The organism is Paenibacillus sp. OK003 (genome assembly GCF_900109515.1).
GTDB lineage: Bacteria > Bacillota > Bacilli > Paenibacillales > Paenibacillaceae > Paenibacillus > Paenibacillus marchantiae.
Map to the genome: position 1 here is coordinate 15,418 of NZ_FOBD01000031.1, position 26,501 is coordinate 41,918.

The window sequence follows — 26,501 nt, forward strand, 5'->3', positions numbered from 1 at the left end:
AAAAAAAGTGATACATGGCATCTGAATACACGTGACATGTGACACTTGACTTTAGAACAAAAAGAACTGTCATTTAAGCATATATTCCGCTTAAAGACAGTTCTTCTTTTACAACTTACTCCACAAATGCCTGTGTAACCGGAGTTATAGTGGAAGAGATAACGAGAGAACATGTGTGAGTTTCAGCTAAGACGGTTCCTTGTCTCATCGCGTACTCAAGTAGGCAATGCCCAGGCCACCTGTCACTGGATTTTCGTATATTTCACATTCCACGTCGAATACTTCACCAATCATTTCACGAGTCAGGATATCGGCGGGTTTGCCATGAACCACAATCTGTCCCTGCTTCACGACATAGAGGTAATCGCAATACGCTGCGGCGAGTTCGAGATCATGAAGGGCAGCCAATATGCCGATATCCAGACTCCGCACAATATTGAGGATCTGAAGCTGATATTTGATATCCAAATGATTGGTAGGCTCGTCCAATATCAGAAATTCGGGCTGCTGGGCCAGCACTCGGGCGAGGACCACACGCTGCTTTTCCCCGCCGGACAGGGACACATAATTGCGGTCCGCATGTCCGGTCAGATGTACCTTTTCCAACGCCTGTTCCACGATTTCATAATCCCGTTCATTATCCGTCTCCAGCAGTTTCTTGTGAGGGGTGCGACCCATCATAACCATTTCACGCACCGTAAAATCAAAGCTTAATTCGTTAAATTGACCCACAACGCCCATATGCCGGGACACGACCTTGGGACTGGATTTCAGAATGTCCGTGTCATCGAGAAATACTTTGCCTTGCTGCGGTTTGATCACTTTATAGATGCTCTTAAGCAGCGTTGATTTGCCACAACCGTTTGGGCCAATCAGGCCGACGAATTGCTTGGCATTTACCTGTAATGAAATGTCCCGGATAATATCCGTGTTCAGCACCGATATGGATACATTTTCTACATTCAATTTCATGTTTATTTTCCTCCAAAACCGTAGCCTTTTTTGACTAACATATACATAAACATCGGCGCACCAATCATCGCTGTAATGATCCCGATCGGCAATTCAACGCTGGAAATCAGTGATCGTGCAATAATATCCGTCCAGATCAGGAAGATGGCACCGAACAGAACGGATACAGGCATGACTTTACGATGATCCGATCCGACCAGCCCTCTCACGATATGTGGAATAATCAATCCGACAAAACCGATCATGCCGCAGCTTGCTACCATTACACCGGTGACAAGAGCTGTTAACAGCATATACAATCTGCGATATACACTGAGATTAATTCCGAGTGTAACCGCGGCTTCGTCACCCAACAGCATCGTATTGAGAACCCGGGACTGCAACAGGAAGAACACAATGGCTACGAGCACAACGATGCTAATCAGCGGAAGCTTGTTCCATCCGGATGAGGCAAGACTGCCCATGGTCCAGAATGTTACGGTCTTGATGCCTTCGGCATTGTTGGCAAAATAAATGATAAAGTTCGAAAAGGCACTGCACAGCGCATTAATGACCATTCCGGCAAGCACCAGCTTGACCGATGTCATTTTCCCCCGAATACCTGCCAGAGCCAGGACCAGCAAGGACGCCCCCATGGCACCGGCAAATGCCCAGAAAGCCACCCCGGTCTGACCAAGCCAGCCAATCGCGCCGAATCCGATCAGAATGGCAAACGTGGCCCCGAGTGAAGCTCCTGAGGAAATCCCCAGTATATACGGGTCTGCAAGTGGATTCTGCACGGCAGCCTGCATAACTGCACCACATAAAGCTAGCCCGGCACCGATAAACATGGCCATCAGTACACGCGGAAAGCGAATCTGCCAGATAATATCCGTAAAAGACCCCGCCTCAATCGGCGTAGAGCTGAACTGAAATCCAGTTAATTTGTACAACAGAATGCGATAAGACTCAGCGAGTGGAATGCTCACCTGTCCAATGGATACTGCAATTCCAACCGAAATAACCATTACGATGATTAAAGCGGCAATCAATACTGCAAAACCGGATTTGCTGTAAATCAGGTACTCCCTTTTTCCCATACGCTGCTTCTGAATCTGAGCCGTCTGTGCCATCTCTTCCCCCATCAATTTCACTTGAATTTGAATAATAAAAATTTAGCTATTTACAAAGTATTTTCTCGGATTATAATTGAGAATGATTATCTTTGTCAATTTAAAAACATATAGAAAAGGGGCTCGTCGCTAGTGAAATTCAAATTCAGAATCATTTTGTTCGCTTCTTTAAGTCTCCTGTTGCTCTTGCTTGCAGCATGTTCCAATTCATCCTCTTCCACCACTACCACCCCCGCTGCGGAGGGAAGCAATTCATCGGAAACAGCAGCACAAGTAGAAAATACAAGCAAAACATCCTATCCTCTCACGATTGAGAATTTTAGCATCTCAGGTGAAGGTGGCGAGTGGAAACCAAAATCACAAACATTCGAGAAAGCCCCCGAGCGTGTCTTGGCAAATACCCAATCTGCTGCAGAGATGCTGATCAAGCTTGGGCTGACCGATAAAATGGTTGGAGTCGCCGCATTGTATGGCACGGTTACTCCTGATGTCGCAGATGATTTTGCGAAAATCCCTGTCTTGTCCAAAGATTATGTCGGCAAAGAGCTCGTTGTAGGCGCAAGTCCGGATCTGGTGCTGGGACGTGGAGATCTCTTCGCAGACGCAGACTGGGGTGTTGGTACCGTGGATGGCTTGAATGACATGAACATCCGCACCTTCCTGCAAAAGACGAATCATCAAGGGACATTGGACAGCCTCTATAATGATATTGCACAGTTGGGCCAAATCTTCGATGTACAGGACAACGCCGCAAAATTCACGGAAAGTCTGAAAGCTCGGGTTGAAGCCATCAAGTCAAGTGTGGCAGATCAATCTGAGCACAGTTTTGCCTATATCGTCCCTGCTACGGAAGACACGATCACTGTAAGCAGCATGCAAAATGATACGTATCAGTTGGATGCACTGAGCCTGTTGAAACTGAAAAATACATTTGATGGCGTGCAAGGTGAAGTCAGTGTGGAACAACTAATCACTGCAAACCCGGACTACCTGCTCTTATCCGCCTATGCCGGTTCCCCGGATATCGACAAGCTGATTCAGAATCTGTATGCCAACCCTGCATTGCAAAGCATGAATGCCATTAAAAACAAACAAATTTACGTAACAGATTTCAGTCAGTTCTGGGGTTATGGATATCAAATTCTGGACGGCATTGAGAAGATGGAACAGGAAATGAAGGCAAATCCGATCAAGTAATTGCAGGGCATCTACTTCCAAATTCAAATAAAAAATAGAAAGAGCAGGAGAAAAGGTTTCTCGCTGCTCTTTTTCGTCCGTTTATGTGTCCATAATTGAAATCCGAGCTTGACATTAGTTTGATAACAAACTATATTACACATATGAAAACGACAGACGCTATATCACTCGTATCCAAAATTAAAGAGAAGGTCAACCGCTTCATTTTATCCGAGATGGCTGAACAGGGAATCCAGGATCTGGCCACGTCGCATGGGGATATTATCTACGCCCTGTACAACCATTCCCGAATGACCATGGCTGAAATCGCCAAAAAAATTGGCAAGGATAAATCCACGGTCACAGCGCTTGTCGACAAATTGGTTCGCAACGGTTATGTCGTCAAAGAGCGCGATGCAACTGATTCACGGATTGTCCATGTGACATTGACTGCAAAAGGAGAACAACTTAAACCAGCCTTTGAAGATATCTCCCAGCGCTTGCTAGACGCATTTTATGCGGATGTTACTGAAGCGGAGAAAAAGGAACTGCTTCGAATTTTGATGAAAATTCACGGCAACTTCTAATTTTTTTTGGAGTGATAGTTTGATATAAAACTAATTTTGGAGGGTTGTCCTAATGATCGATTTTACTCAATTGCTACCTGAACATGAAGTCAAAACGATAGGAAAACATGATTTGCACCTTGAAATATATGAAGGTCATACGGCTCCCCCCTCGGTAAATTCAGCAAAAAGGCCTCCCCTCTTGTTTGTTCATGGCGCATATACAGGCAGCTGGATGTGGAGCAAATATATACCCCACTTCGTTAAACTAGGCTGGACCTGCTACGTCATGAACCTGAGAAGTCATTACAAAAGCCGGGTAATGGACATGACGAAAATTACGTTTGAGGACTATTTGGAGGATATCCGGGAAGTTCTGGCGGAGTGTGATGAGCCCCCTGTTCTCATCGGTTTCAGCATGGGCGGAATACTCAGTCAGAAGATTGCCGAGGCGACTGCTTTAGCTGGATTGGTCGTGATTGATTCCAGTCTAAGTCAGGAAGTTCATCAATTGATTCCCTATCCTGAGAGTGATCGAATGATACCTGACATTGTCATCCCTCCCCCGGCCCGCGAAGAGCACAGCAGTATTGACGAATCAGCAGAGGATATTGCATTTCAGCGTAAATATTTGCAGATGGAGTCAGCGAAGGCATTTCTCACGTTCTCGGCGGCATTTGGGTCAAGCGGCGGTGTATCCATCAACGGCAATTTAATTACATGTCCGAGTCTGGTCATCAAAGCTGTAGAATCCGATGAGGAGGAACGGAGAGGTCAACTGACTTCAGAACAGCTAGGCGCTGAATATGCAGGGCTGTGGGATACAACCCATACCGGATTGCTCGTTGGCCAGCGTTATTTGGAAGTTGTGGAGATCATCCTGAAATGGTTAAATCGGGGGAATTAAAATTAAAGCATGCAAAAAAACGCTCGCTACTCCATGCGTGATACATGGGAGCCTGAGATACCCGCTTCCTTGGTAATCTCGCGTTGGATAGCTCTCCTCCCCGCCTGTTTCCAGGCCGAATCGGTCAAGCAAAAATTCCCTATCCTGATCTTCTAAAATGTCGAGAGCAACTAAAACAAAAAAGCAACTCATCCACAGACAAGTTGCTTCCTATGCACTCTATTGTTCTCCGTACTACCTTGTAGCTTGTAATCTCACTGCTTCGCCTTATAAAACTCGTGATACAGCTTCATTAGCGCCCGCTTCTCAATCCGTGATACATAGGAGCGTGAGATGCCAAGTTCCTTGGCTATCTCGCGTTGGGTGCGCTCTTCCCCACCTGCCTCCAGGCCGAATCGGCCAATAACAACTTCCTTTTCCCGATCATCCAAGATGTCGAGATTGCGGTAAATTTTGCTTTTTTCAATCTTGAGTTGCACCTTATCTACAACGTCGTCGGCTTCTGTTCCGAGAATATCAATTAATGTAATTTCATTGCCCTCTTTGTCCGTTCCGATTGGATCATGTAGGGATACGTCTTTACGTGTTTTCTTCAGGGAGCGAAGATGCATAAGTATTTCGTTTTCAATGCAACGGGCAGCAAATGTAGCGAGTTTGGTCCCTTTGCCTTGTTGAAAACTTTCGATCGCCTTAATCAAACCAATCGTTCCAATCGAAATCAGGTCTTCCTGGTCTTCGCCAGTATTGTCAAATTTCTTGACGATATGCGCGACGAGGCGCAGATTGTGTTCGATAAGCAAATTACGCGAATGAGCATTGCCTTCGGCCATGAGGCGTAAATGTTTGGCTTCATCATCCTCAGCGAGGGGCTGAGGAAAGGCGTTGTTTTTGACATACGAGACAAGTAACGTTAACTCTTTAATGAACAGGGCAATTGCGGTAAACAATCCGGGCACAGATGACACCTCCTGCAGTTTTACAACGATCTGGCCTGAGCACATGTGGGAACAGGGTCGATTTATTGTATGTAGGCGTGTGCCCAGAAGTGCACGTACACTTCAAAAAGGAAATGTTTCCGCAGGATTTCATACACTCACTGAAACGATGGCCCCCACCTTCTGAAGGATGAGGAATTCTTTCTCAACACTTTCGATAAAATACTTCTTCTCGCCAAATATCACGACATCATTCTCGGCTAATTGAACTTCGCTTTTGAAATAAATAAAATTGTCCGTTTCTCTGAACGCACCTTTATAGTAGTACATGTCATCAACTCCCTCTAGCTCCACCCCTTGATGCGAAGCAGTAATGTTAGCCTTGGCCGTGCTCTTTATCTAAAGAACCCAGTACGTCTTATTTGGACACCTAACCTTCTTTTTCAAACGTAAGGAACACCAGACATGTTATTTCCTCAAACTATTATAAAAAACGCTACAAACGGACCCAAAATCCGAAATAACGTGTCTTAAATTCCTTAGCCTGCTGGATTCGCTTCAAACCCTTAAATAACGTGTCTCAGATTCGGCAGCACTCACCACGCACATACCAAAAACCTCAGCTCTGTACAATACAGAACTGAGGCTGCTGCTCATTACTACCTTTTATGAAGGCTTGCTGATTACTTGAAAATGCGTTGAGAGAACTGGTACAGTCCACTGTTCCAAACAGACGGCTCATGCCCCCCTACATCCTGATACCAGGTATGCGGAATGTTCATGCTGCTCAAGCCGTTTTTGAAATTCTGGCTGACCCATAACAGACCGTCACTCGAACCACAAGATAACCACAGCAATTTAAGTTTACTTGCGACTTGTCCCGGATTCGTGACCAATTCCGACACCGATTTTGTATTCGGTGCTGCGGAGAAAGCGCCGACCCAGGCGAAGGTATCCAGATTCTTCAACCCGAAGTTGAGAGATTGTCCACCACCCATGGACAGACCCGCCAGCGCACGACTATTGCGGTCTTTGTACACTGGATAATTGGCTTCGATATGAGGAATCAGATCCTTGAGCAAGTCTTGTTCAAATCGTTCAAATGCAGCCACTTTGTCCGGGGCATAAATGTCACCGATCGGACGATCATCCTTCATGGCGCGGCCATTCGGGAAGACTACGATCATGTCTGACAGCTTGCCTTCGGAATACAGGTTGTCCAGAATGTTCTTCGGTTTCATGGCGTTAACCCACTCATACTCATCCCCGCCAATGCCGTGCAGGAGATACAGGACGTTATACTTTTTATTCGGAGAATATCCTGGCGGTGTATACACCATTGCTTTGCGTGCATTGCCAACCGTTGTGGAATAATAGGAGATCAGATTGGTATTTCCATGCGGAATATTGTTCCGATATGAATCATAGCCTGGTGGTGCAGGCACAACCGCACTTGGAGTCAGGGCATTTTGACTTTCGAAGCTTGAGGCATTCACAGTTCCATGATTTCCAATTTCCTGGAGAGAGGTTGCGGTGACCCCTTCATTCGACTCAGTGGCAAAAGCCATCGTTGGCACAAGTAATGCAGCGGTTATTGAAAGACTCAAAATAGAAGACAAACGTTTTTTCATATGATTACTTCTCCTTTACCCATTTTATTTTGGAGCATTCAAACATAGTTTGAAACAGAACTTTCATAGAACACACAATTTGAAAGCCCTTACAAAATAAACGTGAACTTCACCCCCTTTCAGCATATATTGCCTGTACCCTTACGATTTCTCGGGTAAAAAAGAAAATGCATTTTGCATATATTTACAATTGATTCCATTATAACGTGTAAAATAACTTATAATACTTAAATATCCATTGTTTTTTCTTTAAAAAGTATATCTCTTTTATCCTTTACTCTGAGAATCTGAATATGTAAACAGGGCTATGTGCGACTTAACTGAGCTTGAAATCTATTAAAAATAGTAGAGTAAAAAAAAGCCTCAACTCTCCGTGTTACACAGGAGAATTGAAGCTTTCTGACTTTCTTTTCAGTTTACCGGCGCTGCCTCAGCGACCTCTACGATTTCCGGCAACCTTGTTTTGCGTTCCATAGTCACGCTAATGAGTAATCCCACAAGTCCAAGTGCTGCAATAACTGCTGCATACAACGGTACTGAGATAAGTCCCGTATGCGTAATTGCAAACCCGCCCAAATAGGCACCACCTGCGTTGCCCAGATTAAAGGCCGAGTGACTCGACGTTGTCGCCAGCAGCGGTGCTTCACGAGTCATATTCATAATTCGAATTTGCAGACCTGGCATAATCCCAAAAGCCGCAACGCCCCAGCAGAAGATGGTGATTACCGCTAGATACGGATTGTCCAGCGTCAACGTTAAGGCCGCCAACAGAACAGACAATATACCGAAGTTAACCATCAGGGAAGGCATCAGCTTCCAGTCTGCCAGACGACCACCAAGCATATTCCCCAATGTAACGCCGACACCGAACAGCACCAGAATCCAGGTCACGCTCTGCTCAGCAAAACCACTAATATCGACAAGCATTGGTGTGATATAAGTAAACACAGCGAACAGACTTCCACAGCCTAGCGCACCAATGAGCAATATCAATAACACTTGGGGGCGAACCAGATTTCGGAATTGCTGACCCAAGTTTGCTGGTGGTCCCTGCTGGATCTCCGGAATGAAACGAATGATACCAATCAATGAGATAATGCCCAGAATGGTAATAGCTCCAAACGATGACCGCCATCCGAGCTGTTGCCCGATGAAGGTACCAAACGGCACACCGATAATGTTGGCAATCGTTAATCCAGCCAGGACTACGGATACCGCTCCTGCCCTTCTCTCCGGCGCAACCAATCGTGTTGCCAGCAGCGAGCCTACTCCCAGAAACGTACCGTGGGCGAATGCCGTTAGAATACGTGCCGAGATGAGCAGTCCGTAAGTTGGTGCAATAACAGACAATGCGTTACCGATGATAAAAATACACATCAGCAGTACGAGCAGTTTTTTCTGCGGAATCTTGTGCGTGAACACGGTTAGTACAGGCGCGCCCACCGCCACCCCAAGCGCGTAACCCGTAATTAACTGCCCTGCTTGGGGGATACTCACATTCAAATCCGCCGCCACATTAGGCAGAAGGCCCATAATAATAAACTCTGTCATGCCAATGGCAAAAGCCCCTACCGTCAGGCATAACAGGGATAAGGGAAACGCCCCTCGTTTAGCAGATTTCGTAACTTGCGATTCCGTTTGAGATAATTCTGTCTTACGCATATGATGTTCTCTTCTCCTGTCTCTTCTATCTTGCTTCCGCCTTTGACCACAGTGCCTCTGACAATTCGCTCAACGTATCCTGCATGGCCAGCTTCTCTCGCCAGTGTGCCGGAATGCAGCTTAATCCATAATACGCCCCGGCGATTTGCCCATATACCGCTCCCGTGGTGTCCGCATCATCGCCCAGATTCACTGCCAGCAGCGCACCCTCTTCGAAGGTCGATGATCGATGGAATGCCCATAACGCTGCTTCAAGTGAACGAACAACATAGCCGCTTCCCTGAATATCAGGCGGTGTTTTATCACGGTATGACCCTTGGACAATTTCTTCAATGGCTGGCGAAAAAGATTTCTCTTCCCTCCACTGGCGGCAGGTATCAGGCCGTAATATGACATCCTTGTCCGCTCCGCGCAGTCCTGCCACCAATATTGCCGCCAGCACTTCGCAAGCTTCCACACTTTCAACAGCGGCATGTGTCGTTCTGGAACTCAACCCAGCATACCTCACTGCTTGATCCGGCTGGTTGGCATATGCCATGGCTACAGGTGCGAGCCGCATAATTGATCCATTTCCCGCGGTCATCGGGTTGGTTGAACCACTATACGCTTCACCGGTTGCTGCAAACCGTTCTAGGGCATTTCGAGTCGCGCCGCCAATATCAAAGCAGGTTCCCGTACTGCTCATATAACCCACCTGATACCAATTCGTATATCTGCGCATCTGATCCTCGGGATCAAAGTTTTCTTTTCTCACCAAGCTTTCTGCCAGACACAGGGCCATCGACGTATCATCCGTCCACTGTCCTGGCTCCAGATCGAATACCCCGCCGCCCACAATATCGGTAACAGGCTCAAATGTGCCGGGACTGCTGAATTCCACTGTGGTTCCCAGTGCATCTCCTGCGGCAAGCCCAATCAAACAACCTTGGAAACGATCCTTAAGCAGCATCGTAGATTCCCTCCCCGCGATTTAACTCTCAAATAACTTCTTTCATTCTCCCACATGGCTTGATCTGGCGTAAAGAATTTTAATACGTTTAAACTGAAAATACAGGTTTTCCATTACACCGCTTACACACAAAAGGTATAACGGTTTTCCACTTTTCTCATTTTCTGAAAACACATCATCCATGTGCAAATTTTCCATGTAAACATTCATGACGCGCTTGACCCTTTTGTTTGTCCTATGTTACGGTTTTATTAGCTTATACACCTGTTTTTTCCCAAATTAATAATTTAAACTCAGCTTTCGCGTCAACTAATGTACCGCAAGTTAAAAAATTCACGGTGTGTATTTGCAGAGAAATTGATTTAGCTTTATCCCAAAACTAATTCTGAAACAGGAGGAACAAATTTATGATTAAGGCACTGATTTTTGATTTCGATGGAACGATTATTGATACGGAGACAGCATGGTATGTTGCTTTTCGTGATGCCTACAAGGAACACGGCGTGGACTTAACCCTGGAGATGTACTCGCAATGCATCGGTACCAGTCTGAAAACATTTAATCCTTATGAGTACCTCATCACAGATTTGAATCTTCCGATCGATCGGGAAGCGTTCAGGGAATCCGTTCAGCTGCATCATGCAGCATTAATGAACAAAGAACAGGTAAGACCCGGTATCCAAAGCTACCTTGAAGCTACACGCAAAGCTGGATTGAAACTTGCTGTCGCTTCAAGCTCCAAACGAGAGTGGGTTGAACAGCATCTGGAGCAGCTCAAGCTGAAGGATTACTTTGAAGTCATTCGCACCGCAGATGATGTTGCCCATGTGAAGCCTGATCCTGCACTGTACAATCAAGCACTTGAAGCCCTTGGAGTAACTGCAGACGAAGCCGTAGCGATTGAGGATTCACCTAACGGCGCGTGTGCAGCTGCTGCGGCTGGTATTCACTGCGTAGTCATCTCGAATACCATTACCGGGACACTTGATTTCGATATGCCTCACCAACGGCTGTCATGCCTGACCGACCTCGAATTTAACGATTTGATTTCGAAACCACTCGTCACTACGGTCTAAAGACTGAACGAATTTCGCATTTCAAACTTTAAAGGGGGAGTTCACACTTGAAAGCTGTACATTTTGGTGCGGGCAATATTGGCCGCGGATTTATCGGTCATATGTTGTCCGCTTCCGATTATGAAGTCTGCTTTGTCGCACGTAACCCGAAGAAAATCGCCATGCTTCAAAAGAGGCAGGAGTATCCCATTACCCTCGCAAATGCGGAGCAGGATACAACGATTGTAAATAACGTAACCGCCATTAATGTCGGTGAACAGGATCGCGTTGCTGAAGTGATTGCTTCAGCAGATCTGATCACAACAGCCGTCGGTGTATCGGCGCTGGAAGATATCGCTGAACCCATCGCCAAAGGCATCTATCTACGTATGAAAAATAATAATTCTGCACCACTTCACATTATCGCTTGCGAAAATGCCATCGGAGGCAGCACTCGGCTGAAAAAACGGGTATATCCGTTTCTGGATGAAGTGACCCGGGAAAAAGCGGAACGTTCTGTCTCATTCCCCAATGCAGCAGTAGACCGCATTGTTCCTGTGCAGGATCATAAAGATCCGCTACAAGTTACCGTTGAGCCTTTCTATGAATGGGTGGTTCATCGCCCTGCACTGCTGGAAGGATTTAAGGAAATTGAAGGTGTGCACTACGTGGACTCTCTTGAGCCTTATATTGAGCGCAAAATGTTTACGGTAAATACCGGTCACTGCGTTGCCGCACACTTCGGATATCTTGAAGGATTCAAGACGATCCGGCAAGTAATGGGCCATGCACCGCTACGTGCCAAGGTACACAAAGTGATGGAAGAAACCGGAGCCATGCTCATTGCCAAGCACGGTTTTAATCCACAGAAACACAGCAAATATATCGATACCATTCTCGAACACTTTGCCAACCCAAATTTGATGGATCAGGTAACCCGGGTCGGACGTTCACCCCTTCGCAAGTTATCGCCTTACGACCGGCTTGTTCGCCCAGCGATGCAGGCCAGCGAATTCGGAATTGAAACTCCTCATTTAACTTCCGCTATGGCAGCCGCGATGCTGTTCAATTATGAACACGACGAGGAAGTTATGAAGCTCCAACACCTGATTCACGAAGATGGCGTCTCTGCCTTCATTCGTGAGCGCATGGGAATTCCCGAAGAACATCCCGTTCATCAGCATGCCGTTGCCCGTTATGAAGAGCTCAAAGGGCGATAGGAATCAACCATGTTAACCTGATTAACAATAGGTCAAAGAGTTTGATCCCGCAAACTGAATAGACATACGAACAAAAAGCCGGGAGGAACCTATGCTTATCGCATCGTTCCTTCCGGCTTTTTCAAATTCACGACATACATATTTATTATCGAAACACGCTTACTCGTTCATGATGGAATTGATGGAGGCATAAACCATAGGCAGGAAGCCCTCTGAAGGTTCGCCAACCGGTGCATGGATATGGAAAGCGAAGCCATTGCCATCCAGCTCTTTCACGATGAAATACTCCGTTTTCGTATTGTTTTGAGACATCATGAACAATTTTGCCTCTTTCATCGGGCCGTTGCTAAGCTTTTCCTCACTTAATTGCTTGACCGCTCCGGTTTCTGACAGCTCTTTCTTCGCATCCACTTTCAGTTCCTTCAGGTTATAATCCGAAGGCAGCTTTTCAATCTCCACCTCGTAATCCGGATCAATCTTCATGGTCAATTCATGATCATCCGCATCGTAAACCATCGGTTCAAACACATATAATGAATACCCTTTGCCTTGAGCCAGTGTAACCGGGCGCTTTTCGGTCATGCCTTCCACAGCCACTTCCAGCTCAGATGTTTTGGCACGATCCGTTGTAACATTACCACCTGCATTCGTACCGTTACCGTCATTGGACTCGACCTTGGCGATTTCCGTAAGCACCAACTGTTTGGTCGTTGTATCGCCTTCAATGGCTTTCTCTACATATTTGAATTGAACGGAATCTTCATCGTCAATATCATCCAAAGATTTCTGCAGATCTTCACCCACCTGGAAAGACATCGGTTCCTCTTTCACACGAATTTCAACCGTGTGCGGATCTGCCCATCCGGTCAAAATGCCTTCCGCTTCAATCACAGCACTTTCCTCAGGCTGCTTCCCTGGTGCCGGTGTCTGTTCTTCTGTATTATTCGCGGGCGGCTGAGCAGTAGGGCTACTATTGCCACAGGCCACAAGCGAGAATCCCATAACCAAAACAAGTAATGATGCACTAATATTCATCGTATTTCGCATATGAACACCTCCGTTAGCTTATACGCAATGATGTTTGTCCATGTTGCCTGACTTGTTAACTTGACAGCTTAGTATTACTTACACGGCTGACCCGTCGCTCAATCATAGAAAGTGTTCAATGCTTCTTTGACACCATGAATACTCAGCCGGCTTGCTCCATTTTCACAAGCTTCGCGTTGGCTCCGTTAAAAGCTTTTGTCTGCTTGTTAAACTGCTGTCTTAACTCGGCAACTTTGGCATATTGGCTGTTCCGTTCCCGAATCGCACGTTTGATCTTGACCAGATTAGGCTCCACATTGCCTCTCATCAATGCATATAACTGCTCGTCCGCATCGAGACTCTGCTTGTAGGAGGCAACAAAGGCTGCAAACGACGCAGCTCTCTGCTCATATTGATCCAATACCGTGTGGGCCTGAGCCAGGTTCTCTTCCTTCTCAAAGGATAACTGATCCAACGAAGTTCGCAGCTCTTCCATCTGTTCTTTAGTCCGGCTCATCACCGCTTCAGCTTGTTCCAGCAGTGTTCTTCGCTCGGCAATATGTCCGTCTGCCTGATCAAGCAAGGCCTCCAGATTACTGTTTTTGTTCTTTCCTTTACTCAGTATCGATCCGTATAATTCCATGTCTTCCCGTTCATGATGAACAAGCTCCTTCAGGCTCTGGTTCATCTCCTGATCGGTAAGAATTAATTGATTGACTTGATTTGCCGCAGGTTCCTGCGGCTTTCCGCAAGCACTGACAAGCAGAGCCAGCAATATGCTGACCCCGGCCAGAGCTATCTTTTTTCTTTTAAGCACCTCGGGGTGCCTCCTCTCTTGCAACTGCTATGTTGTTATTCTTACAGGCGGGTGTCTGCGCTAAAATTGGATACCCAATGTGCATTCGGATCGTAGACCTCAAACTCATAACCCCGATCTTCGAGCAGTTTCAAAATGCGTGGCAGTGCCTGTACCGTTTGCTCGCGCTCATGCATCAGAATCACTTCCTTATCCCGATGTACACTGCTGCTAACCCGTTCCACGATTTTGTCCGGCTGACCGGGAAGATTCCAGTCGAGGGAGTCAGTGGTCCAATCCCACATTTTGAATCCAGCCGCAGCAATGTCGCCCCTGAAGTCTTCTCCGATCTGGGGACTACTGCCGTACGGAGCACGAATCAGATGCGGCGTAAAACCGATCAGATCCTTGACCATCTTCTGCTCCTTTTTGAACTCCTTCACAAAATTAGAGGAGCTTCCGCTCTTATACAATTTGTTATAGTTATGTGTCATGCTGTGAAGCCCCGGATAACTGCCCTCTTTGACAAGCCGCTCCACTGCTTCCTTGTGTTGATTCAACTGACGTCCAATCATGAAAAAGGTTGCCTTTGCCTCATGCTGTTTCAAAATATCCAGCAGTTGATCGGTATATACACTTGGTCCATCATCAAACGTTATGTATGCCAGCTTGCGCACCTGACCCTGGAACCGCGCAGGTTCCTCTTTGGACTCCGGTGTCATTTCAATCATGCCAAGCTTGGTTGGCTGTTCAATCGCAGCTACTGGCGGAGGTGCTACATAATCCTTGATCCAGTGCGTCATGCCAATGAATGCATATGTTAAACCGATAATGAGCAGTGCCAGAAGCGCCAGCGCAGCACTCAGTCTCCCATACCGGATTTTTCTTCTTCCATGCGTCTTGGTTCGGCTTGTTCTATGCGGAATGCCGCCACTCTCTCCCGCTCTCTGTTGTTGAACTCTCACTTCCAGGCCACTTCCTTACTTTCATTTTTTCCCGATTATTGGTACATTATATCGTTTCATGTCTCTATATAGAAGATTAATAGAAAAATGGCCCTGGAGAATGACAGAATAGTTACAAGCCCGGTTACAATCTACTTATCTATTTCTTCTCTTAACCTTTTCCTGCAGATGCATTCTCCTGTATAATAAATTGATTTACGCCATTTGACTTCAAGAAGGAGCTACATCCATGACTAGCTTGAACCGTGCCGGCAGGTCGATCTATCTGCTATTCTTTGTCGGCATTATTGCCATTTCGTTTTCTTCCATCTTTGTACGTTGGTCCACAGCGGACGTCGCCGTCATTGCGATGTACCGATTGTTCCTCACCAATCTGCTAATGCTGCCTTTTGTGTGGAAATACCGGCACGAGATGATGCGTTTAAACTTCAGACAGTGGGCTTTACTGCTGGCATCCGGCGTGATGCTTGCAATGCACTTTCTGCTCTGGATGGGATCGCTTCGGCTCACGAGTGTAGCCAGTTCAACGGTCATTCTCGCTTTGGAGCCTATATTGATTCTTGCGGGTTCCGTCTGGCTGTTCAAAGCCAAAATCAACCGCATGATGATCATCGGTATGGGCGTTGCTCTGCTTGGGTCAATCGCTATTGGAGCTGGAGATTTCCAGTTGGCAGGCACAGCGCTGCGAGGGGATATCCTTTCTTTGCTCGGAACGATCGCTGTGGCGGTACACATGCTGCTTGGACAGTTTTTGCGTGCCGGACTGAGTGCATTCTCCTATAACTTCTGGGTATTTTTCGTAGCTGCCTGTACGCTTGCGGTATATAATCTGGTTAATGGTCACCCGTTTGGCGGTTATGCGGCTTCCGAGTGGGGAATTTTCCTGTTGCTCGCAATCGTGCCAACCATCTTTGGGCATTATCTTTTCAACTGGCTGCTTCAATATATGAATGCTACGACGGTATCGATGGGGGTACTGGGGGAACCTGTATTTTCCTCTCTACTGGCCTGGATGCTACTCGGTGAATCCCTCAACGGGCTTCAGTTGTCTGCCGGGGTTGTCATTATTTTCGGGGTATGGATCTTCATTCGATATGGCAAAACCAAACCACAGCCCATCCCCTCAGATGCTCCTGTATCTGGAAAAGGACCAATCGAACCTACAGCGGTGTAACTTGCATTTGTATTCAGATATTTTTAAATAAACAACTGGGACCTGCATCACGCAGATTCCGGTTGAATCCATCCCACTACATATAAGGCGGTGTGTTTTCATGAAAAATATTGTATCCATGCGCTGGCTGCTCGCCAGAATGTATGAACCAGATGTCGTCATTGCCGATTGCCGATTCCTGCTCGGTCAACCGGATGCCGGAAGACAAGCTTACGAAGCTGGACATATTCCAGGTGCCGTTTATCTCGATCTCGAAAAAGATCTATCTTCTCCCGTCTCTGCACACGGAGGACGTCACCCGCTCCCTGATCCGGCTGTGCTCGCAAGTCGTCTCTCCAAAGCTGGCATCGGCTCCAATAGTCGTATTGTTGCCTACGATGACCAAGGCGGCATGAACGCATCGCGGCTGTGGTGGTTACTTCGTTATCTGGGACATGAACAGGTGTATATCATGGACGAAGGCTTCTCTGCCTGGCAGAATGCCAAGTTTCCAGTGACTACGGATGTGCCGGTTCAGATCCCGGCTTCGTTTGAGGTGAATGTGCAGCCAGAACTGTTGGCTAGTGTGCAAGATGTGCAACAAGCCTCTGCCAATGGCAGTGCCGTGCTCGTCGACTCCCGGGATGCCCGCCGTTATTCGGGGCTGGAGGAACCGATTGATGCCAAAGCCGGACATATTCCGGGTGCGGTGAATTATTTTTGGAAAGATGTGCTGGATTGGGATGGACGTTGGACAGATACTGGGGTGTTAGAAGAGCGTTTCAGCAAGCTGGACAAGGATGGTGCAATTATTGTGTATTGCGGCTCCGGCGTGTCGGCTTGCCCGAATGTGATTGCGCTGGAAGAAGCGGGATACACGAATGTGAAGTTGTATTCCGGAAGCTGGAGCGACTGGATTAGTTATGAGGAGAATCCGGTGGCTACTGGGGAAGAATAGAAAACCGAAAGATAAGTAACAGTCTATAAAGTTTGGATACATCACCATGCAGCTTTAATTCCTTGGTGGTGTATTTTTTTGGCCCGAAAGTCAACTAGAAATGAGTAAAGCAGCTTAAATTAGATAATAGATTATGCTTTGAATATATCCAGAAATCTTTGAATTCATTCACGCAGATGTTCACTTGATTGCTTCCCTGTAGATGTGTTTGACAAACGTGTAATCATAAAGACTACAAAACTTTCAAAGATCCTACTCTATGTTCTTTCTTGATTAACTACCAGCAAAAGCAAGAAATAAAGCCCCAGAAAAACACTATTTTTTTAACATATAATGATGTAATATAGCAAAGAAGGGTATATTTCCCACAAATATAGAAAGGAGGATTATTCTTTTTGTATTCCTTACAAGTAATACATCATCGCAGAGTCTATATTGGAGTAAGGAGGAGAAAGAGTGCTCACTTTAAGAAAGCATGAACTTAAAGGACATGATGTTTTTGAATTTATGCAAGGGGAACTACTTGATGATCACTGGCTTGATAACTCGATTTATTTAACAGAGGAAGTCTTAAATGAAACGCAATTAATAGAAGTATTTAACAATTCTACAGTAAACTTCAATTACTATGGTCCAACAGTAGTCAACAAAGAAACTTGGGAGTGCATTAAACAAGAGGTTCTAACTTCCAAATCAATTAAGACGCAAAAACTCCTTCTAGAAATTGATACATGGGCAAATATCTGCTTTAAAAATCATTATTGTTTTACAATCTGCGGAATATAATATAAAGGAGAGTTCTTTCAATGAAAAAAATTTTCAGTTCTATTCTAGCATTTCTCACAATACTTTCTATTAGCACATCTGCATTTGCAGATGTCGAAAGTGCAAAAACAACCGACCCTTATGCTCCAACAATTACATATGAACAAAACCTTGTCCAACCTAATGCTGTAAGCCTTCCTAATGGAATACCAATCACTGTATCTCCATCCTACACTAGCTTAGGAGTTTGGGTGGGAAATATTGGGGCAGACTCTTTGGATAATGTAACTGTAAGTGGCACTGCAACTGCTTATGGTACCTTGGCACCTAAATCAGGAAGTGTTCCCCCAGTTGTTGGAAAGACATTTGTTTGGAATGTACCTATGACTAAAACGCAAATGGTGTACAACGTTACTATAAGAGTTGTTGATGGCAGTGGCACAAGAAATTTAACTGGTAATGCTAGATTAGAGTATTCCGAAGCGCAACTTGCCACGCTAGGATGGAACAAAGGAACTTTTAGCACTCGCGGTGCTTCTTTAGAGTATCACTTCAACAAACATAAAGGTGAAGTACTTGTAAATAATTTGTATAACTATTTGTTAGCTGCTGGGACTTTGAGAGATGACATAATAAACAACCCTTCGAATTATACAAAAACTGTAAATTCAGGTTCTATTCCTGCACACAAATATAAGCACAAAACAAATGGAAGATTCGCAATAATTACTGATTCTGGAAATGAAATTTTGAGTTTCGGTAGATAATTTCTTACTCACCTTTCAATTTATCAAGTGTTGATTAGAGGAATTTCCAAACCAAAGCCCGTAATTATTCACGGGCTTTTTTGACGTTTTATTGGGTAAGGGTACACTTAATGTTTCCTAAGTTATAATTTACTCGAAATCAAAATTGGAGTGAGCATGAGGATAAAAAAAGTAATTTGCAGGTCACCTGATAAGAAGCAGTCTTCAAAGAAAGAATCAACAATTCACAGTGATTCAAACAACAATCATGAGGTTTGGGGCAAAACTGTTTCACTCCATCCCATCTGGCCCATACACATCCTTTGCACTTCTCCGGCTGCTTGTTGGGGCGAATGCGTATCTTTTTCTTCTTCTGCTGATCACTTCAATTCCTCCAATGAAAAAAAGCCGATCCAGTGTAGGAACGACTTTGGCTGTAATATGTACTTTATTGATTTAACCTGCTTTGATATGCAATCTCGAATTGAGGAATTCCTTTGTATATAAAGAAATATACGCATACGAGAAATAAAATGCTAAATGTGATTTTGAGATTTGATCCTCTCAATCTTAAAACAAACTTTAAGATAATTGTTATTGCTACTGCTGGTAAAATTAAATATAAACCAAACGTCTCAAAGATTGCATAAGCCATGGCGTTAAATGTGTTTTTCCCCGTTTCTCTTATTATGTCCAGAATATCACCTCCTGCGTAATTAAAAGAATGGCGTCCGTATCATTCGCAGCAAAAACGTTGCGCTCTTTGCTTTAAATGCATACATACTATGTAACTATAGAGGAAGAACAAGACCATTTTACTGAAGCTACCAAATGCGGGTCAAGGAACAGAAAACGGGTGAGTCCCGATGATCTGGAACAAACCCGTCTTTTCCTGCTTAATCCTTGCTTTTTCGCATTTGGACCACATCGAGCATTACCTCGACATGATCATATCGGTGAAGCCAACGGAATGATACTCAATTAATCCTGAGAATAGGAAAAGACGAGAAGAGGAACACCCCAGTCCTATGCCGCAATGTGCGGCTGCGCATTTCATTCTCGCTCGATTTCCACAATACAAATATAACACTTAGAAAGTCTAACAAACTCTCTATTAACAGTCAGAAATCAGTCAAAAAAGTACTGGTTCAATGAATTCTTGTTTCTGTGAAATTGGGCGAAAGTCATCGTCCACATAAAAAAATGATTGAGGAGCTGTAAAAGGAAAATCAAAATCCTTGGGATTTATTGGCTCCTCGTATCGCTCAATTTCACCAATTTTTATTGCATATGCGTTTTCTTTATTATTGAAGTACTTCTTGAAAAAATTATGAGTTATTCCAGAGTATCGATTGGTAATATCCCAAATACTATCTGGATCATCACTTAAAATCTTATCAATGCTGAATTCCCCTACGATTCTTCCTTCAGGCATTGTGGAGTAGATGACAACGGAATCTACTTTTTGCTTGAATATAATCTTTCGATATTCATAGCGTTTTTCTTCGCTAAATATCTTCTCGACAAACTCAGGTTTAATCGATAATAATACCTTCACTTACTCCACCTTCTTTAAGAATTTGTTTGAACTGATTATCTGTCAGTCCAAAGAAAGACCACCGCTGTTCTCTTTCTAGACCAATTTCATTAATCAATTTTTGACGGATTAACCTTTTGCTAAGCGCTGCATTGTAAGTCATCTTAATAGTATAACAACGGCCTTTATTATACCAGTGTCTTAGATTATTTTTGTCAAACACACTATACGTACTTGCGTACGAATAAAAACTCTCGAAGTCTTTAAACTCATCTTGGTGTCTAACTTCCTCAACAACACAAATAGAGGTCGCCACCGATGTGTATTCTGCTGCTTGACCAGGAGTCGCAGTTCTATACATCACCACAATATCTCCACGAGACGTTCTATTTACAGGCATTGTAGTCACATAAATCTTGTGAATACTATTAGTAAATGATACGTCCTCAAGTATATCAACATTCTCATTATTCAGAATAGAATCAGGGAACATAACAGAATGATACTCAGGATAGATAGCCAACAAATACTTATCAGTCTTACTTGTTTTGATAAGTGGATAATCTCTAAGAATATCATCTTGAGTTTTCACCAGAGTTTTTACTAGAACTAGCTCAGTTCCATTTGGTGTATCCTTTTTTCCGTGATCATAGAATCCATATTTCCTCATTAACCTAATCAGTCCACTCGTAGCTTCTTTATCAAAAATCGTTACATAACAATATTCAGCTTGATTTACTATAGCGTAGTCAAGTGCCTTTTTAATGAAACGTTCTCCTAATCTTGTTCCATGTGGATTAATTTTAAAAGTTCCAATTTTCAAAGCAGAAGAGCAATCAATTGAAGGCTCAATATCCTCAACCGAACCATCTTCCATTTTAAAATAAAGAAAACCTTCAACTAATTCATCCTCGTAGAATAAGTAAGCTTCCGAATCACTCTTTCTGTTAAACCAGTCCTCAAATTCTTGATAATCTGCTTTAAGTGAATCGAAAAATGGGTCATCTAAATTAATATCTCCAAAACGCTTTTTTACCAAGTAATCATTCATAATGTTTCCTCCTAAGAATTAATATATTTTTTCAAAAAATCATACAGCTTATCTTCATGCTCCTTATTCTTATGTATAAGTAACGGAACCATCAACGTCTCAGAGAGTTGTTTGGCATACGCAATCTCCTCAGTTTGAAACTCATTGAGCAATTCAACTGAATAGTCTGCAGAGTCACGATTATCAAGTCGAATTTTAATTGCCTTTGGCTCATCAATTAACAACAACAAGCATGCAATATTCATACGTCTAAATGTATCTTCTGGTATTCTTTCTATTTCACCATCTTTATTTAGGATACAAAAATGTCCGTCCATAAGAAACAATGGTATTTCATTTACTTGAGTATTTATGGCCATGATTAAAGCGTCCTGGTTCCTTTTTACGTCTGTTACATTCTTTAACGTTCTTTTCTCCTCTTCTTTCTGCTTTTGAATAAGTTCACTTGCTGAAAAACGTGGAACATCGAAATCTTTGCAAATTGATTTACAAAGATAAGTCTTCCCGACTCCATGGATTCCACCTACGAATGCTATCTTCTTCAAAATTTAACCACCTCTTGAAGTTTTTCGGGTTACATCTTCATAATTCAACAAATTTTAGGTTTTACCTGCAAATTCCCCCTCTATTTTTGTTATTCTGACAAAAATAGAGGGCGGCTTTCTCCGACCTCTATTTCCTTAAAATTTTCAAGTCTTAATGCAGCATCAAGGATGCTGATTGCCTCGTTCTTCTCTCTTCGATAAGTACTATCCCTGATACCCATTTCTCAGTAACTAGTGTGTAGGAGGTCCAACAAGCCTCTGCTGATGGCTCAGCTGTACTGATCGACTCCCGGGATGCCCGCCGTTATGCGGGGCTGGAGGAACCGATTGATGCCAAAGCCGGACATATTCCGGGTGCGGTGAATTATTTTTGGAAAGATGTGTTGGATTCAGAGGGGCGCTGGTCTTGTGCCGAAGCGTTGGAAGAACGTTTCAGTAAGATGGACAAGGAAGGCGCGATTATTGAGTACTGCGGTTCCGGTGTCTCCCCTTGCCCGAATGTGATTGTGCTGGAAGAAGCGGGATATTCGAATGTGAAGTTGTATTCCGGGAGCTGGAGCGACTGGATCAGTTATGAGGAGAATCGGGTAGCTACCGGGGAAGAATAAAGACTAAGAGCCCACGTCAAACGTGGGCTCTTTTGTGCTTCATTATATCCATGTAGAATTTTAGATGCTTACATTTCCGACTTTGTAACGTTCAGATTCAGTTTATGTTTTCGGCATACTTCGTAAAAATCTTTTGAAATAATGGGTTTGAAGATATTTATATAATCCAGCATAAAAAATTCATGCTCGCCAATTCGCTCTTCATGAAGGCAGATTCGAGCTACAACTTTGACGATCTTACGTGCAGGCTGTTGTACAGATGCAGCAATGACCGCTTTGCGCCCATATTCCGAACGTTCATAATCGAAAACATCCAAACGATCAAGCTGATGTGCAGTCCAATAGGTTTTTTCAACCGAACGACCGTCGTGGTAACACACCGTTGTCGGAATAAACTGTGTATTTGTTTTAGTTTCCTCCAACAGCGTTTTAAAACGATCTGATACGTGTCTCGTTCCTGTGATCGTCTCAAAATAATCTACATTCAGGTTGCGCACCGTAGACAGTAACTCAACATCTGCCGTTGTCCCCTCTGGCAGCGGATTCTCTATCGCCAAATAATTCATATCTAATTCGGGAGTGAAGGTCGTTCCGCCACTAATAAACCCTCGACGTGGATATTGAGATTCCAGAAAATAATAGTTCATAGAATGATGTCTCCTTTCCAAATGAAGTGCTTTTCAATCAATTATACGGGTCAAAAGAATTAAGCAGCTATGCACTATGTAATATAGAGTACATCGGTCATGTGGCGATGTACTCTTTTGTCGTTTTCGTTTGGTCCTAAAATCGGGAGAGTCGACAAGGGTCTAATTCAATTCTTGATTCCCCATCGATAATTTCACTTGCAGCCAGACGTGCAATCAACGGTGCCAACGTAATTGCAGAGTGCATCACTGTTAGATAAAGTCCCTTTATGTGATCTTGGAAGCCCACAATCGGATAGCCGTCTTCAGGCATAGGTCTCATCCCGACCTTTATACTTTCCAGTTCCAGTTGATTCCCATCCTTCAGACTGCGACGCAACGTTTCGAAAGCTCGCTTACCAACCGCCTCTGGTCCGTTTTCCTGCGACTCGTCGATATAATCTTCCGCAGCAAACAGGGTATAATCCGTCAGTTGACGCGCTTCAAACTGCGAATTTGAGATTAATGTATGGATCAGTCTATTCGTAGTTTTCATCCGAATTAGAATGGAAGGCGACACCGTTACTGGCACCAGACAACCTAACGGGTTGCAAAGTTCGGGGACGCCTGCACCTGCGGCCAATACCACGACATCCGACTCCAGAAAACCGTTGGACGTATGCACGCCGACCAAGTGGGAACCTTCTTGCTGAAGCTGTGTAACGTCGGTATCGAACTGAACCTTTGCTCCGTACTCCCTCGCTTTGTTCAACAACAGCTCCGTTACCCCTATAGGGTCTACTGCACCTTCTTCACTGACATACATCGCTTCATCCGGATAGTCCAGCAGATTCGGCTCCAATGCCTCAAGCTGCTCCCGGTTTAATTTTTGAAAGTGGGGTTGCTCCCTTAGGGGTGGAGTGTCCCAAGTTAGCGCTCCGCGCCAATGAATTTCCAGTTCGGACAGCTCTTGCTGAAGTGCATGATATTCTTCCAAAGCTGCATCGTACAAATGCCAGTATTCAGGTGCCACCCTATGAGTCGTATGTATCCAGGCAAAAGATTTTTCCGTGACGTCACGCGCCGCAGCAGGATATCGTTCAATAACGGTTACATCTTGATTTCGTTTGGCCAGATGATAGGCCATGGACGCCCCGACAATCCCTGCGCCAATAATCACAATTTTTTGTTTAATCAATAATGACTCCTCCTTTTTCACCCTATTGTAACATAGGCGTTAATGAGTTCTGGCTCTATTCACCTTATCCAACAGAAAGATGATTTTCTCCAATTAATCCACGGTTTTAAGCAAGCTATCCACAATAAAGTCAAGCTGTTTGTCTAGCGAATATATATCATTGTAGAAAAATAAACCAAAGCTCATATCAATCAAACGTCCTTCTTTGACTGCTGGGAGGTTGTTCCAAATGGTATTGTTAGAAAGATCTATCATTCCTTCAAAGCTAGAACGGAATATATAATCACCTACATATTCATGTAATACTTCATAAGAAACGTCCTTGCTAGTCGCATCGTTCCTTGCGTTTTCAATTTCGCGTTGCAAGACTTCAGGTGCTTTCATCCCTAAATATTGATAAATAATCTGCGAACCCCGTCCATAACCCAAGCCTGTCATTACAGCCATAGAACCTTTGTTGCTTTCCATAATAGTCGCGGTTTTATCCAAAATACCTGCTTGTTTAAGTTTTTCCTTACTTTGCTCAACCTTTTTGCGAAAGTTATCCAGCATTTCCTGAGCTTGTCCCTCTTTACCTAGAATTTCTCCAAGCAATTTCATACGTTCTTCTACTGGCAGATCATAAGGAATGTATACTGTAGGGGCAATTTTTTTGAGCCCCTCATATATTTCTTCATTGGTAACGATAATGAGATCGGGATTAAGCGCAGTTACTGCTTCCGGGTCTGGTTTGAATGCACCCAAGGAGGTAACACCATCCAGTTCGCTCGCAAAAGCTGCTCCTTCTTCTACAGAAGAGATCCCAACAGGATTTACACCTAATGCAAGTAAATCACCCATTAAATACAGGACAACTACTCGTTGTGGATTAACCGGCACTTCAATATCCCCTTTTATGGTGGTTACGGTCTTCGTTTGAGATGTTGTAGCTGTAGGATTGGAGTTGTTGGCCTCTACCTGGTTCGTTGACTTTCCGGTGCCTTCATTTGCTGAAGGACTCCCTGCCCCACCAGTTGAACACGCGCTGAGCAATAGGGTTAAACAAAGTAATAATGTGATAGCTAAGGGTGTCTTTCTACTTCTGTACATCAATAATTCCTCCTCAAATATATGCTGATTATGATAATCATTATCAATATATAAGGAAGTCTCATCCTCTACAATACCTAATCGTGCCACTGTGGATGGTACATTAGGACTTACATGCTGCTTTCGATAACGAATGGGTGCAATACCCATATATTTTTTGAACATTTTAGCTAGATAATATCCATCCGGATAACCAACAGCCTTGGCAATTTCTTGTAAAGTAGCATTTGTAGCAAGCAGCAGTTCCTTCGCTTTGTTCATACGGATTTGAATGACAAAATCAATTGGACTATGACCTGTCTGGCGTTTGAATAGTCTTGATAAATGTCTTGGACTGGTGTCCATGAGCTCTGCTAACAAGTCCATTGTAATGGGTTCAGCATAATGTTCCTGCATATAGTATTTCATTTGTGCAATCAGGTCTGGCTTTATTGTAGGTACGCGCCGATTGTGGATTTGCCATAGCAACTCGTATACAAATTGATAAAATAATGACTTCACATGGAACTGTTCCAATGGTCCTTGCTCTTCCCATGCTGTCATCATGTATTGTACTTTGTCGGACAAGGAAACAGGATGATCTGGTGCAAAGCCATATTGAAGACGGAAGGGATTACGGTGTTCCATCATGTCCAGAATGTCTTGACGTTCAGGAAGTGGGATGCTGGCTTTGTAATAAATCATATAATAATCAAGGACTTCTTCAACAGGCAAAATATTCAGGCAACAGCCCTTTCCACCATGCAAAATATGGAATCGTGTGACTTGATGATCATTTCCATCCAGCTGCATAACTGCATTGCCACGCACCGTGTATAAGAAGCAGCTAGCAGGGAACCGGTAGGCGTGAAGGTCTTCCTTCATTTGCATCGTGATATGGCGAATATCCATTATTTTAATAGATGCCTTGTTCCATAGTAAAAGATGTTCATTTAAATGTAAGATGGCTTTTCAGCTCCTCAAATGCAGTAAGTATATTATTATTATAACTATAACTCTCAACGATCGTAGTATGAGGTCGAAAAATAAACCTTGATGTAGTTGGGTAGGTACAACTCTCCCCAAGACATTATAATCATTCCACGAATATGTAAAGTACAGCGAAAATTTACAAATAGCTAAAATGAATCGTTTTGGTTTAATCTGAGTATTTATTCGGAAGTCCAGCGGTATGATGTCAAGCTCCTAAATGTGTTGAATTGGAAATTCTCCTTAGGAAAAGCATCAGTAGCCGAAAAAAATGGCATCAGCAA

25 protein-coding genes and 1 pseudogene are annotated in these 26,501 nt (G+C 44.1%); 10 read left to right on the top strand and 16 right to left on the bottom strand.

Annotated elements, in window-relative coordinates; translation table 11 throughout:
* Positions 1 to 204 precede the first annotated feature (204 nt).
* Together BMW94_RS29095 and BMW94_RS29100 are read right to left on the bottom strand one after the other, a co-directional pair.
* Positions 205 to 972: an ABC transporter ATP-binding protein gene (locus BMW94_RS29095; protein ID WP_091002097.1), complete on the bottom strand. Its 768-nt coding sequence runs from the start codon at positions 970 to 972 to the stop codon at positions 205 to 207.
* A 2-nt stretch (positions 973 to 974) separates the two neighbouring features.
* Positions 975 to 2,051, bottom strand: coding sequence for a FecCD family ABC transporter permease (locus BMW94_RS29100; RefSeq protein ID WP_217648205.1), 1,077 nt, complete (start codon positions 2,049 to 2,051; stop codon positions 975 to 977).
* Positions 2,052 to 2,216: 165 nt separating this feature from the next.
* Here BMW94_RS29100 and BMW94_RS29105 point away from each other — a divergent pair, with 165 nt between their 5' ends.
* From BMW94_RS29105 to BMW94_RS29115, 3 genes are all read left to right on the top strand, one after another.
* On the top strand, positions 2,217 to 3,281 hold the full coding sequence (locus BMW94_RS29105) for an ABC transporter substrate-binding protein (RefSeq protein WP_091002099.1): 1,065 nt from the start codon (positions 2,217 to 2,219) through the stop codon (positions 3,279 to 3,281).
* Between the two features lie 119 nt (positions 3,282 to 3,400).
* On the top strand, positions 3,401 to 3,847 hold the full coding sequence (locus BMW94_RS29110) for a MarR family winged helix-turn-helix transcriptional regulator (RefSeq protein ID WP_254790408.1): 447 nt from the start codon (positions 3,401 to 3,403) through the stop codon (positions 3,845 to 3,847).
* A gap of 52 nt (positions 3,848 to 3,899) precedes the next feature.
* A complete protein-coding gene (locus tag BMW94_RS29115; protein ID WP_091002100.1) occupies positions 3,900 to 4,733 on the top strand; it encodes an alpha/beta hydrolase in 834 nt (277 codons plus the stop codon).
* A 254-nt stretch (positions 4,734 to 4,987) separates the two neighbouring features.
* Here the strand turns inward: BMW94_RS29115 and sigK are convergent, their stop codons facing one another.
* The 5 genes from sigK to BMW94_RS29140 form a co-directional block, all read right to left on the bottom strand.
* Positions 4,988 to 5,689 carry an RNA polymerase sporulation sigma factor SigK gene (gene sigK / locus BMW94_RS29120; protein ID WP_064636235.1) on the bottom strand — a complete coding sequence of 234 codons (702 nt, stop codon included), beginning with the start codon at positions 5,687 to 5,689 and terminating at the stop codon, positions 4,988 to 4,990.
* A 129-nt stretch (positions 5,690 to 5,818) separates the two neighbouring features.
* The gene (locus BMW94_RS29125) at positions 5,819 to 5,998 is read right to left on the bottom strand and encodes a hypothetical protein (RefSeq protein WP_091002101.1); all 180 of its coding nucleotides are present in this window, start codon (positions 5,996 to 5,998) and stop codon (positions 5,819 to 5,821) included.
* A gap of 353 nt (positions 5,999 to 6,351) precedes the next feature.
* Positions 6,352 to 7,299: an alpha/beta hydrolase gene (locus BMW94_RS29130; RefSeq protein ID WP_091002102.1), complete on the bottom strand. Its 948-nt coding sequence runs from the start codon at positions 7,297 to 7,299 to the stop codon at positions 6,352 to 6,354.
* Positions 7,300 to 7,710: 411 nt separating this feature from the next.
* Positions 7,711 to 8,961, bottom strand: coding sequence for an MFS transporter (locus tag BMW94_RS29135; protein ID WP_091002103.1), 1,251 nt, complete (start codon positions 8,959 to 8,961; stop codon positions 7,711 to 7,713).
* Positions 8,962 to 8,986: 25 nt separating this feature from the next.
* Positions 8,987 to 9,910, bottom strand: coding sequence for an ADP-ribosylglycohydrolase family protein (locus BMW94_RS29140; protein ID WP_091002104.1), 924 nt, complete (start codon positions 9,908 to 9,910; stop codon positions 8,987 to 8,989).
* Positions 9,911 to 10,317: 407 nt separating this feature from the next.
* On the opposite strand from BMW94_RS29140, the gene BMW94_RS29145 reads away from it, so the two are divergent.
* Together BMW94_RS29145 and BMW94_RS29150 are read left to right on the top strand one after the other, a co-directional pair.
* Entirely contained in the window at positions 10,318 to 10,986 is a 669-nt protein-coding gene (locus BMW94_RS29145; RefSeq protein ID WP_091002105.1) for an HAD family hydrolase, read from the top strand.
* Between the two features lie 47 nt (positions 10,987 to 11,033).
* A complete protein-coding gene (locus tag BMW94_RS29150) occupies positions 11,034 to 12,185 on the top strand; it encodes a mannitol-1-phosphate 5-dehydrogenase (protein ID WP_091002106.1) in 1,152 nt (383 codons plus the stop codon).
* Positions 12,186 to 12,344: 159 nt separating this feature from the next.
* On the opposite strand, the gene BMW94_RS29155 is transcribed toward BMW94_RS29150, so the two are convergent.
* The 3 genes from BMW94_RS29155 to BMW94_RS29165 form a co-directional block, all read right to left on the bottom strand.
* Positions 12,345 to 13,232: a hypothetical protein gene (locus BMW94_RS29155; protein WP_091002107.1), complete on the bottom strand. Its 888-nt coding sequence runs from the start codon at positions 13,230 to 13,232 to the stop codon at positions 12,345 to 12,347.
* Positions 13,233 to 13,374: 142 nt separating this feature from the next.
* On the bottom strand, positions 13,375 to 14,028 hold the full coding sequence (locus BMW94_RS29160; protein ID WP_175480881.1) for a YkyA family protein: 654 nt from the start codon (positions 14,026 to 14,028) through the stop codon (positions 13,375 to 13,377).
* A gap of 41 nt (positions 14,029 to 14,069) precedes the next feature.
* Entirely contained in the window at positions 14,070 to 14,972 is a 903-nt protein-coding gene (locus tag BMW94_RS29165; RefSeq protein WP_254790409.1) for a polysaccharide deacetylase family protein, read from the bottom strand.
* Positions 14,973 to 15,201: 229 nt separating this feature from the next.
* Between BMW94_RS29165 and BMW94_RS29170 the strand changes: the two genes are divergently transcribed.
* The 4 genes from BMW94_RS29170 to BMW94_RS29185 all read left to right on the top strand — a co-directional run bounded on the left by BMW94_RS29170 (position 15,202) and on the right by BMW94_RS29185 (position 18,615).
* Complete coding sequence (locus BMW94_RS29170; RefSeq protein WP_091002109.1) at positions 15,202 to 16,146, top strand: DMT family transporter; 945 nt, start codon at positions 15,202 to 15,204, stop codon at positions 16,144 to 16,146.
* Between the two features lie 100 nt (positions 16,147 to 16,246).
* A complete protein-coding gene (locus BMW94_RS29175) occupies positions 16,247 to 17,083 on the top strand; it encodes a sulfurtransferase (RefSeq protein WP_091002110.1) in 837 nt (278 codons plus the stop codon).
* 456 nt (positions 17,084 to 17,539) lie between these two features.
* Positions 17,540 to 17,869, top strand: a complete 330-nt coding sequence (locus tag BMW94_RS29180; RefSeq protein WP_091002111.1) for a hypothetical protein — start codon at positions 17,540 to 17,542, stop codon at positions 17,867 to 17,869.
* Between the two features lie 20 nt (positions 17,870 to 17,889).
* Entirely contained in the window at positions 17,890 to 18,615 is a 726-nt protein-coding gene (locus BMW94_RS29185) for a hypothetical protein (RefSeq protein ID WP_091002112.1), read from the top strand.
* A gap of 1,111 nt (positions 18,616 to 19,726) precedes the next feature.
* On the opposite strand, the gene BMW94_RS29190 is transcribed toward BMW94_RS29185, so the two are convergent.
* Genes BMW94_RS29190 through BMW94_RS29200 form a run of 3 tightly spaced genes read right to left on the bottom strand, consistent with a single transcriptional unit; the run spans position 19,727 to position 21,727 of the window.
* A complete protein-coding gene (locus tag BMW94_RS29190) occupies positions 19,727 to 20,152 on the bottom strand; it encodes an ASCH domain-containing protein (RefSeq protein ID WP_091002113.1) in 426 nt (141 codons plus the stop codon).
* Entirely contained in the window at positions 20,130 to 21,182 is a 1,053-nt protein-coding gene (locus BMW94_RS29195; RefSeq protein ID WP_091002114.1) for an N-acetyltransferase, read from the bottom strand. Before BMW94_RS29195 ends, BMW94_RS29190 begins: the two co-directional genes overlap by 23 nt.
* Before the next feature lie 11 nt (positions 21,183 to 21,193).
* Entirely contained in the window at positions 21,194 to 21,727 is a 534-nt protein-coding gene (locus BMW94_RS29200) for an AAA family ATPase (RefSeq protein ID WP_175480882.1), read from the bottom strand.
* Positions 21,728 to 21,969: 242 nt separating this feature from the next.
* Here BMW94_RS29200 and BMW94_RS29205 point away from each other — a divergent pair.
* Positions 21,970 to 22,335: pseudogene (locus BMW94_RS29205) on the top strand (sulfurtransferase); the annotation flags it as partial.
* Between the two features lie 68 nt (positions 22,336 to 22,403).
* Here the strand turns inward: BMW94_RS29205 and BMW94_RS29210 are convergent.
* The 3 genes from BMW94_RS29210 to BMW94_RS29220 form a co-directional block, all read right to left on the bottom strand.
* Positions 22,404 to 22,982 carry an imm11 family protein gene (locus BMW94_RS29210; RefSeq protein ID WP_091002116.1) on the bottom strand — a complete coding sequence of 193 codons (579 nt, stop codon included), beginning with the start codon at positions 22,980 to 22,982 and terminating at the stop codon, positions 22,404 to 22,406.
* 136 nt (positions 22,983 to 23,118) lie between these two features.
* Entirely contained in the window at positions 23,119 to 24,159 is a 1,041-nt protein-coding gene (locus BMW94_RS29215; protein WP_091002117.1) for an NAD(P)/FAD-dependent oxidoreductase, read from the bottom strand.
* Positions 24,160 to 24,252: 93 nt separating this feature from the next.
* On the bottom strand, positions 24,253 to 26,040 hold the full coding sequence (locus BMW94_RS29220) for an AraC family transcriptional regulator (protein WP_175480883.1): 1,788 nt from the start codon (positions 26,038 to 26,040) through the stop codon (positions 24,253 to 24,255).
* Positions 26,041 to 26,501: the final 461 nt, after the last annotated feature.